This window comes from Bacillus sp. GW821-FHT01G09 (genome assembly GCF_059422205.1).
Genome location: NZ_JBWKWL010000003.1, coordinates 180,189 through 194,015 on the forward strand (window position 1 = coordinate 180,189; position 13,827 = coordinate 194,015).

The 13,827-nt window shown below is 44.7% G+C and carries 17 protein-coding genes; 6 read left to right on the top strand and 11 right to left on the bottom strand.

Annotated elements, in window-relative coordinates; translation table 11 throughout:
• The first annotated feature begins 7 nt into the window (after positions 1–7).
• Positions 8–1,564 carry a stage V sporulation protein B gene (gene spoVB, locus AC07VD_RS11585; RefSeq protein ID WP_285299474.1) on the top strand — a complete coding sequence of 519 codons (1,557 nt, stop codon included), beginning with the start codon at positions 8–10 and terminating at the stop codon, positions 1,562–1,564.
• Between the two features lie 3 nt (positions 1,565–1,567).
• Here the strand turns inward: spoVB and AC07VD_RS11590 are convergent, their stop codons facing one another.
• Positions 1,568–2,224, bottom strand: coding sequence for a DUF421 domain-containing protein (locus AC07VD_RS11590; protein WP_080529623.1), 657 nt, complete (start codon positions 2,222–2,224; stop codon positions 1,568–1,570).
• Positions 2,225–2,421: 197 nt separating this feature from the next.
• Between AC07VD_RS11590 and AC07VD_RS11595 the strand changes: the two genes are divergently transcribed.
• Positions 2,422–2,811, top strand: a complete 390-nt coding sequence (locus tag AC07VD_RS11595; protein ID WP_004398667.1) for a TIGR04086 family membrane protein — start codon at positions 2,422–2,424, stop codon at positions 2,809–2,811.
• 215 nt (positions 2,812–3,026) lie between these two features.
• Here the strand turns inward: AC07VD_RS11595 and yajC are convergent, their stop codons facing one another.
• From yajC to iolG, 9 genes are all read right to left on the bottom strand, one after another.
• On the bottom strand, positions 3,027–3,293 hold the full coding sequence (yajC, locus tag AC07VD_RS11600; RefSeq protein WP_004398708.1) for a preprotein translocase subunit YajC: 267 nt from the start codon (positions 3,291–3,293) through the stop codon (positions 3,027–3,029).
• Positions 3,294–3,330: 37 nt separating this feature from the next.
• Positions 3,331–4,476 (bottom strand): tRNA guanosine(34) transglycosylase Tgt, encoded by a 1,146-nt coding sequence (tgt, locus tag AC07VD_RS11605; RefSeq protein WP_024573542.1) that lies wholly within the window; start codon positions 4,474–4,476, stop codon positions 3,331–3,333.
• Positions 4,477–4,502: 26 nt separating this feature from the next.
• Entirely contained in the window at positions 4,503–5,531 is a 1,029-nt protein-coding gene (gene queA, locus AC07VD_RS11610; RefSeq protein WP_003229723.1) for a tRNA preQ1(34) S-adenosylmethionine ribosyltransferase-isomerase QueA, read from the bottom strand.
• Between the two features lie 29 nt (positions 5,532–5,560).
• Entirely contained in the window at positions 5,561–5,761 is a 201-nt protein-coding gene (locus AC07VD_RS11615; RefSeq protein ID WP_494721785.1) for a DUF2905 domain-containing protein, read from the bottom strand.
• Entirely contained in the window at positions 5,754–6,758 is a 1,005-nt protein-coding gene (ruvB, locus tag AC07VD_RS11620) for a Holliday junction branch migration DNA helicase RuvB (RefSeq protein WP_003229718.1), read from the bottom strand. The genes AC07VD_RS11615 and ruvB overlap by 8 nt, the downstream gene beginning before the upstream one ends.
• A 10-nt stretch (positions 6,759–6,768) precedes the next feature.
• On the bottom strand, positions 6,769–7,374 hold the full coding sequence (gene ruvA / locus AC07VD_RS11625) for a Holliday junction branch migration protein RuvA (RefSeq protein ID WP_003229717.1): 606 nt from the start codon (positions 7,372–7,374) through the stop codon (positions 6,769–6,771).
• Between the two features lie 138 nt (positions 7,375–7,512).
• Positions 7,513–8,025: a sporulation cell-cell signaling protein BofC gene (gene bofC, locus AC07VD_RS11630; protein WP_003229715.1), complete on the bottom strand. Its 513-nt coding sequence runs from the start codon at positions 8,023–8,025 to the stop codon at positions 7,513–7,515.
• Between the two features lie 47 nt (positions 8,026–8,072).
• A complete protein-coding gene (locus AC07VD_RS11635) occupies positions 8,073–9,380 on the bottom strand; it encodes an MFS transporter (protein ID WP_003246197.1) in 1,308 nt (435 codons plus the stop codon).
• A gap of 70 nt (positions 9,381–9,450) precedes the next feature.
• Entirely contained in the window at positions 9,451–10,476 is a 1,026-nt protein-coding gene (gene iolG, locus AC07VD_RS11640; RefSeq protein WP_086344148.1) for an inositol 2-dehydrogenase, read from the bottom strand.
• A 237-nt stretch (positions 10,477–10,713) separates the two neighbouring features.
• Between iolG and AC07VD_RS11645 the strand changes: the two genes are divergently transcribed.
• Positions 10,714–11,361: a phosphotransferase gene (locus tag AC07VD_RS11645; protein ID WP_038429400.1), complete on the top strand. Its 648-nt coding sequence runs from the start codon at positions 10,714–10,716 to the stop codon at positions 11,359–11,361.
• Positions 11,362–11,406: 45 nt separating this feature from the next.
• Here the strand turns inward: AC07VD_RS11645 and AC07VD_RS11650 are convergent, their stop codons facing one another.
• Positions 11,407–11,529, bottom strand: coding sequence for a hypothetical protein (locus AC07VD_RS11650; RefSeq protein WP_003229707.1), 123 nt, complete (start codon positions 11,527–11,529; stop codon positions 11,407–11,409).
• A gap of 162 nt (positions 11,530–11,691) precedes the next feature.
• On the opposite strand from AC07VD_RS11650, the gene AC07VD_RS11655 reads away from it, so the two are divergent.
• The 3 genes from AC07VD_RS11655 to AC07VD_RS11665 all read left to right on the top strand — a co-directional run bounded on the left by AC07VD_RS11655 (position 11,692) and on the right by AC07VD_RS11665 (position 13,825).
• Positions 11,692–12,060, top strand: coding sequence for a DUF5412 family protein (locus AC07VD_RS11655; RefSeq protein WP_021480229.1), 369 nt, complete (start codon positions 11,692–11,694; stop codon positions 12,058–12,060).
• A 6-nt stretch (positions 12,061–12,066) separates the two neighbouring features.
• Entirely contained in the window at positions 12,067–12,207 is a 141-nt protein-coding gene (locus tag AC07VD_RS11660; RefSeq protein ID WP_004398683.1) for a hypothetical protein, read from the top strand.
• Positions 12,208–12,370: 163 nt separating this feature from the next.
• The gene (locus tag AC07VD_RS11665) at positions 12,371–13,825 is read left to right on the top strand and encodes an alanine/glycine:cation symporter family protein (RefSeq protein ID WP_327826476.1); all 1,455 of its coding nucleotides are present in this window, start codon (positions 12,371–12,373) and stop codon (positions 13,823–13,825) included.
• Positions 13,826–13,827: the final 2 nt, after the last annotated feature.

Sequence of the window (13,827 nt, forward strand, 5' to 3'; positions counted from 1 at the left end):
GGTAAAAATGGCGAAACAGACGTTTTTAAAGGGCACTCTTATCCTTATCGCAGCAGGAATGGTTACAAGAATGCTCGGGTTTGTCAACCGGGTGGTTATCGCCCGTTTTATCGGTGAAGAAGGAGTCGGGCTTTACATGATGGCGGCGCCTACCTTCTTCTTGGCCACTACATTAACTCAATTCGGTCTGCCGGTCGCGATCAGCAAGCTAGTCGCTGAAGCCAGTGCGCGCGGAGATCATCAAAAAACGAAAAATATTTTAGTCATGTCTCTTACCATCACGGGAGTGCTCAGCTTAATCTTTACACCGCTGTTTCTGTTTTTCGCCCCGGTTATGGCTGAAACGATGCTGACAGACAAGCGAACACTGTATCCGCTCTTGGCCATTACGCCGGTTGTGCCGATTATTGCTATATCGAGTGTGCTGAGGGGATACTTTCAAGGAAAACAGAATATGAACCCGCTTGCTATGTCACAAGTCCTTGAACAGGTCGTCCGCATTTCACTCGTGGCTGTCTGCACAACGATTTTTCTCCCTTACGGAATTGAATATGCTGCAGCGGGGGCAATGCTATCCTCAGTGGCAGGGGAGCTGGCATCACTTCTTTATTTATTCGTTTGCTTTAAGTATAAAAAGACAATTAGAATCAGAAAGCATTTTTTCCAGTCAATTAAAAACGGAAAACAAACCTTTACCCAATTAATGAGCGTGTCCCTTCCAACAACCGGGAGCCGCTTTATCGGAAACCTCTCTTGGTTTTTCGAGCCAATCGTCGTCGCTCAAAGCCTTGCCATCGCCGGTGTGGCAACAGTTGCCGCAACAAAGCAATACGGGGAACTGACCGGCTTTGCCATGACGCTGCTGACTCTGCCCAGCTTTATTACATATTCTTTGTCGACCGCGCTTGTTCCTGCGATCAGTGAAGGAATGGAGCAGAAAAAATTGCAGGTGGTGGAATACCGCTTGGAACAGGCGATGCGTCTCTGTCTGCTCAGCGGAGGCATTTCAGTTGTTATTTTATTTGTATTTGCGGATGAGCTGATGAGAGTGATGTACGGTTCCTCAGGCGCAGCTGTATTTATAAAAGTGATGGCCCCGTTTTTTCTGCTTTATTATTTCCAAGGCCCGCTTCAAGCTGTGCTGCAGGCGCTTAATTTGGCAGGAGCTGCGATGATGAACAGCTTAATCGGAGCGCTTGTCAAAACAGGCCTTATTTTTGTCCTTGCCACAAGGCCTTCTCTTGGCATTATGGGCGCGGCATTAGCCATTGTGACAGGCATGGTGCTCGTCACGCTATTGCACGCAGCAACCGTAAGCAAAGTGCTGCCGATCAGCATCAAAATCAAGGAGTACGCGCTCAGCTTCGCTGTTATTGTAATTTGCGGATTCATCAGCTCCGCCATCAAACAATATATAAGCTTTGGAGCATCTGAGGCTGTCAATCTAGCCGGATGGATTGCGGCGAGCGCCGCCATTTATATGATCCTCCTGCTCGTTTTCCGTTTAATTAAAAAAGATGAGCTTCGCCGCATTCCCATTATCGGACGGTTGATCATCCGATAATGGTCACGTGCGGTGCCCATCTTTTTCATCAATATATATTTCTCCGTCTGTAAACGAGCAAAATGAAATATCTGAAGGGTTGGTGTATCCGTGTTTTTGCAAATTTTCAAGCAGCCATTTTTTATCTTTACTGATTCTGGACAGGTTTTCTGTTTGAATGAAGCCATCTATAATGAGCGGCATTTCGAGCTGCCGATGCTCTCCGCTATTTTCTTTCTTTACAATAGTCAGTTTGCCCGACGGCTCTAAAATGGCAAATGATACGTCAGCTACTCTGTCGACGCTATTTTCTCTGAGCTGAACCATTAAATCATCAAAATTATAACGCTGTGATTTCATGGCTTCTTCGTCAATTTTTCCATATTTGATAATTATGGTCGGCTTACCGTCAAGAAGCTGGCGGACTTTTCGGTTTTTTAAAGAAAAGTATGCCAAAGTCACTTGAATGATCATTAATACAAGCATTGGCAAAATGGTATGAAATAGATGATCGTCTACGTTTTCTATGGCTAAAACGGCAATTTCAGCCATCATGATAAAGACAACGAGATCTAAAATACTAAGCTCTCCGATCTCCCGTTTGCCCATGAAACGAAAAATGACCAATATCACAAAATACAATACGACTGTGCGAAACGCAATAGTGAGAAGCTCTTCCATTATGCACCTCCAACTCATTATAGGTTGCAACAAAATGATCAATTTATGTAAGAAAAACCGATTGCATTTCACAAAGCTTTTACGTCTAATTCATGGGATAAGGGAATACATTTTTACAAAGACGAGCCATCAGCATGTCTGACGGTTTTGAACAAAAAGAACAGAAGCCTTTTAATACAGGCAGAGAGGAGACAATCATGGAGGAAACGAAACAAGTTGGAAAAGGCATTCTTTACGGCTTAATCGCCATATTTTCAGCCATGCTCCTGACAAGTTTGGCGGTTTCACTTTTATTGACCGCAACCTCGCTGGAAGAATCATCATTTAACTGGCTGATCACAGCTATCTCATTTCTCTCTTTATTTATCGGCGGGTTCATTTCAGGCGGGAAAGGCAAGGAAAGAGGCTGGATGATTGGCGCATTGACCGCCTTAAGTTTTTCTCTGATTATCTTATTGTTTCAGTATTTAGGATTCGGAAAGACATTTACAGCAGAACAGCTGATCTTCCATCTGGGATTTTTAGGAGTGTGCATGCTGGGCGGGATTTTCGGCGTGAACATGAGGGGAAACAGGTCTTCCACATAAAAAAGAGCGGGCTCACCCGCTCTTTCAGCATGTCGACAAACCCTCGCATTCGTTGTCAGGCCTACGTTCCGGTACTCACGAATTTATACATTCGCTGCGCTCCGGTACTCGGCCTTCCTAGACTTCAAGGGTTTTCAATCTTGCTGAAAAGATGACAAAAAAAGAGCGGGCTCACTTGCCCGCTCTTTTTTGTTTGCTATGTATAGCTCCTGCTGTTATTCAGCAGCAGAAACTTCTCTGATCGCGCGGCGGTCGAACGTAAGACGTGTGTTATCACCAGTCTTAATTACGACTTTGCTTTCGTCGATAGAGTCAACAGTACCGTGCAATCCCCCGATTGTCACTACTGAATCGCCTTTTTTCAGTTCCTCTTGCATTTGGCGTACAGCCTTTTGCTGCTTTTGCTGAGGACGAATCAGCAAGAAGTAAAGGACCGCAAACATTAAAATAATAGGAACCAATGTACCTAAAGTGCCAGTCATCATTTTCACCCCTTTCTGTAAGCCTGTTATGTTTTATTTAGAAGCTTTTCGCATTTGGCTTGTTATAGCCGTAACGCTCAAAGAACTCTTCTCTGAAATCACCCAGACGATCCTGGCGAATAGCCTGTCTTACCTGCTCCATTAAGTGTAACAGAAAATGAAGGTTATGGTAAGTTGTTAATCGAAGGCCGAATGTTTCATTGCAGCGAATCAAGTGCCTAATGTACGCGCGAGTGTAGTTTTTACATGTATAGCAATCACACTCTTCATCAATCGGACGGAAGTCTCTTTCAAATTTCGCATTTTTCATATTGAGTCGTCCTTCAGCAGTAAACACTGTGCCGTTTCTTGCAATCCGTGTAGGCAGCACACAGTCAAACATATCGACCCCGCGGATCGCTCCGTCGATCAGTGCGTCCGGAGAACCTACTCCCATCAGATATCTCGGTTTATCCTTCGGCAAGAGCGGTGTTGTAAATTCGAGTACACGGTTCATGACATCCTTCGGTTCACCTACAGACAATCCGCCTATAGCATATCCCGGAAAATCAAGGGAAATCAAGTCCTTCGCACTTTGTGTCCGCAGATCTTCATATTCTCCGCCTTGTACAATACCAAACAGCCCTTGTTCATCCTGACGATTGTGGGCATTCAGGCAGCGTTCCGCCCAGCGGCTTGTCCGTTCAACTGACCGCTTCATATAGTCGTACTCCGCCGGGTATGGCGGGCATTCGTCAAACGCCATCATAATATCAGAGCCGAGTGCGTTTTGGATCTCCATCGCTTTTTCCGGAGATAAAAACAGCTTGTCTCCATTTAGATGATTGCGGAAATGGACACCCTCTTCCTCTATATTACGAAACTTGCTTAAAGAAAAGACCTGAAAACCGCCTGAATCTGTTAAAATTGCGCGGTCCCAGTTCATAAATTTATGGAGCCCGCCCGCTTCTTTGACAATGTCTTGGCCCGGACGAAGCCATAGATGATAAGTGTTGCTCAAAATGATGCCTGCATCCATTGCTTTCAGCTCTTCAGGCGACATTGTTTTGACTGTCGCCAGTGTGCCGACCGGCATAAAAACCGGCGTTTCAAAGGAGCCGTGAGGCGTATGCACTTTGCCCAGCCGCGCTCCTGTTTGTTTGCATTCTTTTATAAATTCATAGCGTATTGGTTGTTCAGCCACTTTTGATGAGGCCTCCTGTTCTCAAATTATATAATCAGCATCGCGTCTCCGAAGCTGAAGAAACGGTATTCCTCTTCCACTGCATGGTTATAGGCACGCAGAATGTTTTCTCTTCCAGCAAGCGCGCTGACCAGCATAATCAATGACGATTTCGGCAAATGGAAGTTTGTAATCATTCCGTCAATGGCTTTAAATTCATAGCCCGGATAAATAAAAATAGATGTCCAGCCGCTTGATGCTTTAAATTGCCCGTCATGTTCCCCGGCAATCGTCTCAAGCGTGCGTGTCGAGGTTGTGCCGACAGAAATGATTCTGCCGCCATTTTCTCTTACTTTGTTTAAGGCTGCAGCCGTTTCTTCTGACATTTGATAAAACTCTGCATGCATATTATGCTCTTCCACTTCATCGGCACTCACAGGGCGAAACGTTCCAAGGCCTACGTGCAGTGTGATGAACTCAATTTGCACGCCTTTGTCTTTCAGCTGCTGTAAGATTTCTTCCGTGAAGTGAAGGCCAGCTGTAGGCGCAGCAGCAGAGCCGATTTCTTTTGAATACACTGTCTGGTAGCGCTCTTTGTCATCAAGCTGTTCTTTGATATATGGAGGGAGCGGCATCTCTCCAAGGGATTCAAGCACCTCGTAGAAAATACCGTCATATTGAAATTCCATCTTTCTGCCGCCGTGCTCAAGCTCTTCCGTGCAGATTGCCTTCAATCTTCCGTCTCCAAATGTGACAACAGTTCCTTTTTTCACCCGTTTCGCCGGTTTGGCAAGTGTTTCCCATTTATCACCGGTTTCCTGTTTCAACAAAAGAAGTTCCACTTTCGCGCCGGTATCCTCTTTTGTGCCGAATAACCGCGCAGGCAGTACCCGGGTATTGTTCAGGACTAGACAATCGCCTTCGTTAAAGAAGCTGATAATGTGTTTAAACGAGCTGTCAGTAAGCTCTCCTGTATGTTTATCGAGCACCATCAGCCTTGAAGCATCACGCTGCTCCAACGGTACTTGTGCAATTAAACGTTCTGGTAGTTCAAAATCAAATAAATCGACTTTCATGATGATTTCACCTTTATTCTAGTCTTTTGTTATTTCATTCTGCCAAAAAGATTGAACAAAATTGATAATACCACACTTATAATAATACAAGTGACAACCGGGAAGAAAAACGTGACATTTCCTTTTTTCACAAAAATATCTCCCGGCATCTTGCCGACAAAATGCAAAACTGCTCCGATAATAAGCATAACAGCACCAAGAATCATAATGATCTTAGGAAATTCAGTCATATCGGGGAGCCTCCATTTGGAAATGATGATAAACGGCCGGTGTCACGATCCTTCCACGCGGCGTTCTTTGTATAAATCCAATTTGCAGCAGATATGGTTCATATACGTCTTCAATCGTATGCGATTCCTCGCCGATGGTAGCTGAAATCGTATCAAGGCCTACTGGGCCGCCGTTGAATTTTTCGATCATGCCCATCAGCAGCTTATGATCAATATGATCCAAACCGAGGCGGTCAACCTGAAGCCGCTCCAGCGCATTCTGAGAAATGTCTTCCGTAATCCTGCTGTCACCCAGCACTTGGGCGAAATCGCGCACCCTTCTCAGCAGGCGGTTCGCCACGCGGGGCGTCCCTCTCGATCTTCTTGCAATTTCAAGAGCCGACGGTTTATCAATCTCAACCTCGAATACATCAGCGGTTCTTGTGACAATATCCGCCAGTTCTTCTTGTGTATAGTACTCAAGGCGAGACATTACGCCGAATCTGTCTCTTAAAGGAGCCGTCAAAAGCCCCACCCTCGTCGTGGCTCCCACCAGCGTAAAAGGCGGAAGGTCGAGCCGAACCGAGCGGGCAGATGGGCCTTTGCCAATCACAATGTCCAGGCAAAAGTCTTCCATTGCAGGATAAAGCACCTCTTCGATCGATCTGTGCAGCCTATGTATTTCATCAATAAATAATACATCTCCCGGTTCCAGCGCCGTTAATATAGCAGCCAAATCACCAGGCCTTTCAATCGCAGGCCCTGATGTCGTCCGCAATTCCACTCCCATTTCATTGGCTACAATGGAAGCAAGCGTTGTTTTTCCGAGTCCGGGCGGCCCGTACAGAAGAACATGATCCAGCGTCTCCTGTCTCATTTTCGCCGCATCTATAAACACGCGCAAATTTTCTTTTACCTTATGCTGCCCGATATACTGTGCCAGATTTTGCGGCCTAAGGCTTTGCTCTATCACTGATTCATGGTTGTCTGCTTCACTTGAGACGAGCCGTTCATCCATGAACATCACCTTACTTTAATAGTTTTTGTAATGCTTTTTTCACATATTGGTCTGTTGTCAGCCCAATTTCTTCTTTAAGGTGAGGAAGCACCTTTTTGATTTCTTTTTCAGCATATCCGAGAACCCTGAGGGCTTCAAGTGCTTCTTCAAGAGCCGTTTCCGCTGTTTGCTTTTCAAGCCTTTCTTCATGATTAAACAGATTTTCAATCATTTCAGGCACAACATCTGCCAGCTTTCCTTTTAAATCTAGAATAATCTGGCGTGCGGTTTTCTTTCCTACTCCAGGAAACTTGACCAAAAAAGCTTCATCCTCATTTTCAATTGCTTGGATGACCGCTCCGGGATCACCCGAGCCCAAGATGGCAAGTGCTCCTTTCGGGCCAATTCCGGTCACGTTTAACAGCTTTGTAAAGAGCGCCTTCTCCTCTCTTGTTGAAAAACCGTAAAGCGAAAAAGCATCCTCTCTGATATGATGGTATGTAAAAATCGTTTCTTGGCTTCTCTCCTTATATATAAACGGATTCGGCGTGAAAATCTGATAGCCGATGCCGCCGTTCTCTATGACAATATATTGGGGAGATACATAATCAATCGTCCCTTTAACAAATTCAATCACGCAAATTCACCTCTTTGACTGTTCTTCATTGTACCATAAAAACAGCCAAAGTCTTATAGAAAAGTTAACATATGTTCGCTTCTCTCTCATTCTTTCACGAAAAAAAAGACATGAATACATGTCTTCAATCAGCGGACGTTACCCGCTGTATGTCTTCATATGTTCGATGACATCCTCAAACTCCGCTTTTGTCCGAAATGGAATGCCTTTCAGCAGATTTTTTTGCATATGGCTTTCCAGCCTTTCTAAATCAATTTGAAAAAAAGACTGAATTGGTTCGGAAGCTGGCTCAGGCCGCCCATGAAAAGTGGAAATCACTCCATTATCCGATACACCGATATACCCGTTGACCTTGCTGAGCGGAGAAATATCGTCCATTTGCTTCCGGAAGAGCACATATCCCTTTTTTTGTTCCACAAGCGTCCATCCGGCATAAGCTGCCCAAAAATCATCCATAGAAAACACTTTTTCATGCTTATGCTCAATGCTGACATCGCCGTCCAAATACACCTTTTCAAGCTGCACATGCACCTGCAGCGGCTCATAGTGCTCCACTTCCGCGCCAAGTGCGCGGGAAGGAGCTCCTATTAAAAATACTGCCGCTGAGCAAAGAATGCCCAGCAAAAGATACGCCGTGCTGAATCGTTTCACCCTCTACACCTCTTTGCACACGTTTATGATTAGTTTGACCAAAGAGGCTACTGCTTAACCGTTTTATCAAAATTTGTCTGCACATTTTCCCTGACAAACCGTTCCTCCGTATACACATCTGTGCTTTGCTCAGAAATTGTCAAGAATCGCGTCAGAAAGGCACTGAAAAAATACAATGCCGCAAAGATCCAAATTACGCCGCCTGCACCGAGCGGCCCAATGAAAAGACTCACGATGCCCGGCGCAATAAACGCACATAAACCAGATCCCAGATTCAACACTGACATGGCAGCGCCTTTATTATCAGGTGCAAGCGTCGGCAAAAGCGCGCTTAATGGAACGTAGCCTGCTAAAGCCGCACCGTAGCAGCAGGCGATAATCATGAGCACCCAATACTGATGCCCGATCAGCTGAGGCGTGTAATACAGCGCCAGCGTAAAAATACCGCATCCGACACCGCCAAACCACATGACCGTATTGCGCCAGCCAAGTTTATCTCCGACTGCACCGAAAATGATATTAAACACAATATTCACAAAAAACAGCGTCCCCCATATTTGCAGCCATTCCGAAACCGAATACCCGTATCGTGCTAAATAAGTAGGAAGAAAGATGGCAAATCCAAATTGTCCTATCGCATTAATCGTCTTGACCACTCCGCCGATGCCTACCTTAGGGTTTTCAAACATAATTGTAAATGCCTTCGACAATTCTTTCCATTTCGGCTGATCTTGTTTTTGTATCGGAGTAAATTTATCTTTGTTAAAAAATAAGGCAAGAATTCCGCCTGCCGCCACAAACAGTAAAGCGCTCCAAAGCGTATTGATTTCTCCAAAGGCCGGAACCGCATAGCTGGAATAGAACGGGCCGAGCACGTTAAGGCCGCACGTAAACATAAACCAAAACCATCCGACGGCTTTTCCGAGAATATTTTGAGAGGTGCTGTATGACACCCATACGAGAAAAGAGTATGCAAACAGCGGATATCCCAAGCCTCTAAGAGCATAGCTGCCCAAGAGAGCCGGATAATACATATGAGGAATCGCCCAGCCGATAAAAGCGGCCGAACCGAGGATAAATGCAAGCAATCCGACAGTCATCGTTTTTCTCGGCCCCCAAGTTTGGACAAACGTTCCTGAAAGCCAAGCTGAGATGGTGACAGCAATGCCGTACATGGTAAATAACGATGCGGATTGCTGCATACTGAGACCATGATCAACGAGAAAAGGAGACAGCCAGCCTTGTTCGAGGCCGTCTCCAACCATAAAGATGACAACGCCAATATAACCCCAAACCATGTGAGAAGGAATTCCGATTTTGTTCAAAACATTTCCTTTAGCATGTACTGTATTCATTTTCTCCACCGCCTACTTAAAGTATCAATGGAGTATATACCCAAGCTTGCTGAATTGTAATCCTGTTAGATTAAAAAGCGATTTTTTCAGTGTGCTCAATGCTGACAGGCATGCCAAAAGCAAGCGATTGCTGTGCTGCTCTGGCGATCCTTCCGGCCTGTAAACCGTCATTACCGGTGCAGGGAGTCTCCTGGTTTGTGCCGATCGCTTCTGCAAAACGGAGAATCTCCTCCTCATATGAATCCTTATAGCGTTCAAGGAAAAAGAAATGCGGTTTATCCTTCATCACAAAATCAGCTGTTGACACCTCAACCGTTGTCGGCCTGCTATTGTCAGCCGCTGCAGAGCCTTTCGTCCCGAAAACCTCAACCCGCTGGTCATATCCGTACACAGCTTGGCGGCTGTTATCAATCACAGCCATGGCACCGTTTTCAAAAGTCAGTGTAATAACAGCTGTATCAATATCACCCAGCTCCGCAAAAGAAGGATTCACCAAAGCCGCCCCTTTGGCATACACTTCCGTCACTTCGCTCCCCAAAATATATCTGGCCATATCAAAATCATGGATCGACATATCCATAAACAACCCGCCTGACGTACGGACATAATCTATATTCGGGGGTTCTGGGTCCCGAGAAGTGATTTTTAATAAATGAGGCGTACCGATTTCACCATTTTCAACAATCGTTTTGATTTTCTTAAAATGAGGATCAAAGCGGCGGTTAAATCCGACTTGAAGTGTTACCCCGTGTTTCCGGACAGCCGCAAGCGCTTCACTCGTTTCGTCCAGAGAGAAACTAACGGGCTTCTCACAAAATATATGCTTTTTCGCCTCGGCTGCTTCTTTGATCATCTGTGCATGTACGGCTGTAGGAGAGCAAATAAAAATAGCATCAATATCAGGATCATGTAATAAATCACGATAATCAGAGGTTATGTATTCAATCTGATGACTGTCGGCCCAGCTTTTTATACGGCTTGCCTGAGTGTCAGAGACTGCTTTTATTTTCATGTGAGGAATCCGGCTTATATTTTGAACATGAAGTTTGCCGATGCGGCCTGCACCGATAATCCCTGTCACAATCTGTTTTGTCATGGCTTCTTCCCCCTTGATCATTCACGAAAGCGCTTTATTTAAAATTAATACTATCCCATTTGTAAGCGCTTTTCAAGAATGGAAATTAAACCTTCTATGTCTCTTTTATCACAATTCATGCTTATAAGTAGCCTTCTTCTTCAAGACCAGATACACTAGAATTAGGCTCTTTTTCCTGAACAGTTTATGATTTTCCTATAAACAGCTGCATAAAATAGAGCAAAGAAGGTGAATGAAATGCTGACAAAAGCAGAGGCACTGGCCCATTCCGTCATATACCGCAAGAACAGCAGATTTGATAAAGTCAAAGAGAAATCCGAGGAATTAACACTAATCGGCAAGGGAAGAAGCGCCTATGTGTTTGCCTTAACAGAAGGCGGTCGAAAAATGGCGCTGAAAGTATTTTTTCCGGAATATCAAGCGACAGCAGTCAAAGAAGCAGCGATCTATGAAAAATTAGCCGGGTCCGCATTCTATCCTGACATTTACGAAACTGGCGATTCATTTATTCTCATGGAATATATTAAAGGTGAAACCTTTTATAACTGTCTGAAGAAAGGCATTGCGATCAGTGATGACATGATTCAGCAGGTTGAAGAAGCACTTTCTGACGCCCGGGCTGCCGGCCTGAACCCGTCAGATATCCATTTGCGGAATCTGATTCTGACAGAAACCGGAGCAGTGCGGGTGATTGATGTTGCGAGATTTGAACAGACAAAAACGTGCACGCAGTGGAATGATTTAAAATCAGCGTATCATGCACTCTACAAAAAACCGATATTCCCCAAAAAGATTCCGGGTTTTTGGCTGGAGATCATCGCATTTTTATATAAGAAAGATTGGTTTCAAAAGCATTTCGCACAGCGGAAAAGAAAATATTCTTAAATCAAAAAGGCAGCCGCACAAGCGGCTGCCTTTATCATGTATTTTTTACTTTCTGACGGCAGAAATCAGTTTCATTTGTTCAGGCGACAGCTTAATTCGATAGCCTCTCACAGTTAAGTAGACCGCTTCTGGGTCCTTCTCGCCGGAATGACAATACGTTTTTTCCATTTCTGTCTCCCCTCACCCTTTATTGGCTTTATTTCATCTTATCATTGCTTTATTGAGGTAATTTTAAAGAAATGTAAAGATTATATGAATCCGATATATAGTAAAATGAGAGAAAAAAAGGGAGAGAGTCACATTAAGACACGCAGCAACATCCCGCTTATTATGTTTGCCCTGCTGGTCTTCTTCGGCGGCGCCATCTATTGGATGTTATTTTCACTAAAAAACGTTCCGAAAGGCAATCTCGTCCAATCGGTTGAATCGCCGGACGGCAGCTATACGTTAAACACTTATGTATCCGAAAACACCTTGAGCTTAGATGCAGCCAGAGGTGAACTTGTAAATGAAAAAACACTTGTCAAGAGAACAATCTACTGGAATTACCCGGACAGCCGCCCAGCAGTGACGTGGGTCAATCACAATACAGTGAAAATCGGCAATCAGACTTTACATCTTGATACTGATGAAACATATGATTGGCGAAAAGATGATCATTGGATCCGTGAAGAACCGCCGCAGGCGTCAGTGAGGTGATGAAACATGAATAAGATGAACGGAACAAATGATGAAAAGCATTTCAATCATTTTGTGATTGCTTTATCCTTTATATACGGTTTGACTGAACTAGGCTATTTGTTGCTGAAGGATTTTATAACAATTGCCATAAGTTTACCTCTGTAGAAAAACGCAGCGTAGTCGATACGCCGCGTTTTTTCTTTTTCCCTTCCTCTTCTTATTGATAATTACAGGTCATATAATGTGACAAATCGATTGTAGAAATAGTTCGATTAGACCAAAATCCTTTTTATACATGTATTCGAATTTGAAGTGAGGGGGAAGCTTGATGGCAGATTTTGTTGCTAGTTTGAATGCGGTCTTATGGAGTACGCCCGTCATTTATATTTTATTGGGAATTGGATTCGCCTTTTCAATTATGACCCGTTTTTTACAAGTCCGACATTTAAAAGAAATGATTGTTCAGATGTTCAAAGGCAAGAGCTCTGAAGCCGGCGTTTCATCTTTCCAAGCGTTATCGATTGCGCTGTCCGGCCGTGTGGGCACAGGAAACATCGCGGGAGTGGCGACAGCAATTGCATTCGGCGGACCCGGTGCGGTGTTCTGGATGTGGGCGATTGCCTTTATCGGTGCGGCGAGTGCCTTTGTAGAATCAACACTTGCTCAAATTTACAAAGTGAAACAAGACGGTCAATATCGGGGCGGCCCTGCTTATTATATAGAAAAAGGCTTAGGCATTAAGTGGTTTGCCGTCTTATTTGCCGCTGCGGCCCTTATTGCAATGGCCTTTCTAATGCCAGGCGTACAGTCCAACTCCATTGCGGCTGGGATCCAAAATGCATTCGGCATCTCTCCTTTCGTCACAGGGTGCGGTCTGGTTTTATTATTAGGGTTTATTATTTTTGGCGGCGTCAAACGAATTGCCAGTGCGGCGCAAATGATTGTTCCATTTATGGCCATTGGATATATCCTGCTGTCTTTGATTATTATTGTCATGAATGTGTCTGAATTGCCTGCTGTGATCTCATTAATATTCAAAAGCGCCTTTGCATTGGATTCCGCTTTTGGCGGCTTGATCGGCATGGCGATTTCCTGGGGCGTTAAACGTGGCATTTACTCAAACGAAGCCGGCCAGGGAACAGGCCCGCATCCGGCAGCTGCTGCAGAGGTTTCTCATCCGGTCAAGCAGGGACTGGTTCAGGCATTTTCTGTTTATATTGACACCTTGTTTGTATGTTCCGCTACAGCTTTCATGATCTTGTTTACCGGCATGTACAATACCCAGGCTGCAGATGGTTCCTTTATCGTTCACCAGCTTAAAGGCGTAGAAGCAGGACCTGGTTTCACACAAGCGGCAATTGACAGTGTTCTTCCCGGATTCGGTGCAGGCTTTGTTGCCATCGCTTTATTCTTCTTCGCTTTTACAACAATTATGGCGTATTACTACATCGCAGAAACAAATATCGCCTATTTAGCACGAGGCAGAGAAAGCAAATGGGCGATGCTTGGCTTAAAACTGATTATTTTAGCCGCCACGTTCTATGGTACTGTGAAAACAGCTTCACTTGCTTGGGCATTAGGGGATGCAGGGCTTGGCATTATGGTATGGCTGAACGTCATTGCCATTGTGCTGCTTGCCAAACCGGCGCTTCTTGCTTTAAAGGATTATGAGCGCCAAAAGAAGCAGGGCTTAGACCCGGTCTTTGATCCAAAAGCGCTGGGTATCAAAAACGCTGATTTCTGGGAGAAAGAATACACTCATGATAGTGAACGTGTCTCCTGAAC

Excerpts from the sequence above, each read along its gene's own strand:
- AC07VD_RS11635 (WP_003246197.1), bottom strand. The coding sequence starts at position 9,380 with ATGAATACAGTACATGCTAAAGGAAATGTTTTGAACAAAATCGGAATT.
- queA (WP_003229723.1), bottom strand. The coding sequence starts at position 5,531 with ATGAAAGTCGATTTATTTGATTTTGAACTACCAGAACGTTTAATTGCA.
- iolG (WP_086344148.1), bottom strand. The coding sequence starts at position 10,476 with ATGACAAAACAGATTGTGACAGGGATTATCGGTGCAGGCCGCATCGGC.
- AC07VD_RS11590 (WP_080529623.1), bottom strand. The coding sequence starts at position 2,224 with ATGGAAGAGCTTCTCACTATTGCGTTTCGCACAGTCGTATTGTATTTT.
- yajC (WP_004398708.1), bottom strand. The coding sequence starts at position 3,293 with ATGACTGGCACTTTAGGTACATTGGTTCCTATTATTTTAATGTTTGCG.
- AC07VD_RS11660 (WP_004398683.1), top strand. The coding sequence starts at position 12,067 with ATGAATAAGATGAACGGAACAAATGATGAAAAGCATTTCAATCATTTT.
- AC07VD_RS11645 (WP_038429400.1), top strand. The coding sequence starts at position 10,714 with ATGCTGACAAAAGCAGAGGCACTGGCCCATTCCGTCATATACCGCAAG.
- AC07VD_RS11655 (WP_021480229.1), top strand. The coding sequence starts at position 11,692 with ATGTTTGCCCTGCTGGTCTTCTTCGGCGGCGCCATCTATTGGATGTTA.
- AC07VD_RS11665 (WP_327826476.1), top strand. The coding sequence starts at position 12,371 with ATGGCAGATTTTGTTGCTAGTTTGAATGCGGTCTTATGGAGTACGCCC.
- spoVB (WP_285299474.1), top strand. The coding sequence starts at position 8 with ATGGCGAAACAGACGTTTTTAAAGGGCACTCTTATCCTTATCGCAGCA.
- AC07VD_RS11615 (WP_494721785.1), bottom strand. The coding sequence starts at position 5,761 with ATGACTGAATTTCCTAAGATCATTATGATTCTTGGTGCTGTTATGCTT.
- AC07VD_RS11595 (WP_004398667.1), top strand. The coding sequence starts at position 2,422 with ATGGAGGAAACGAAACAAGTTGGAAAAGGCATTCTTTACGGCTTAATC.
- ruvB (WP_003229718.1), bottom strand. The coding sequence starts at position 6,758 with ATGGATGAACGGCTCGTCTCAAGTGAAGCAGACAACCATGAATCAGTG.
- AC07VD_RS11650 (WP_003229707.1), bottom strand. The coding sequence starts at position 11,529 with ATGGAAAAAACGTATTGTCATTCCGGCGAGAAGGACCCAGAAGCGGTC.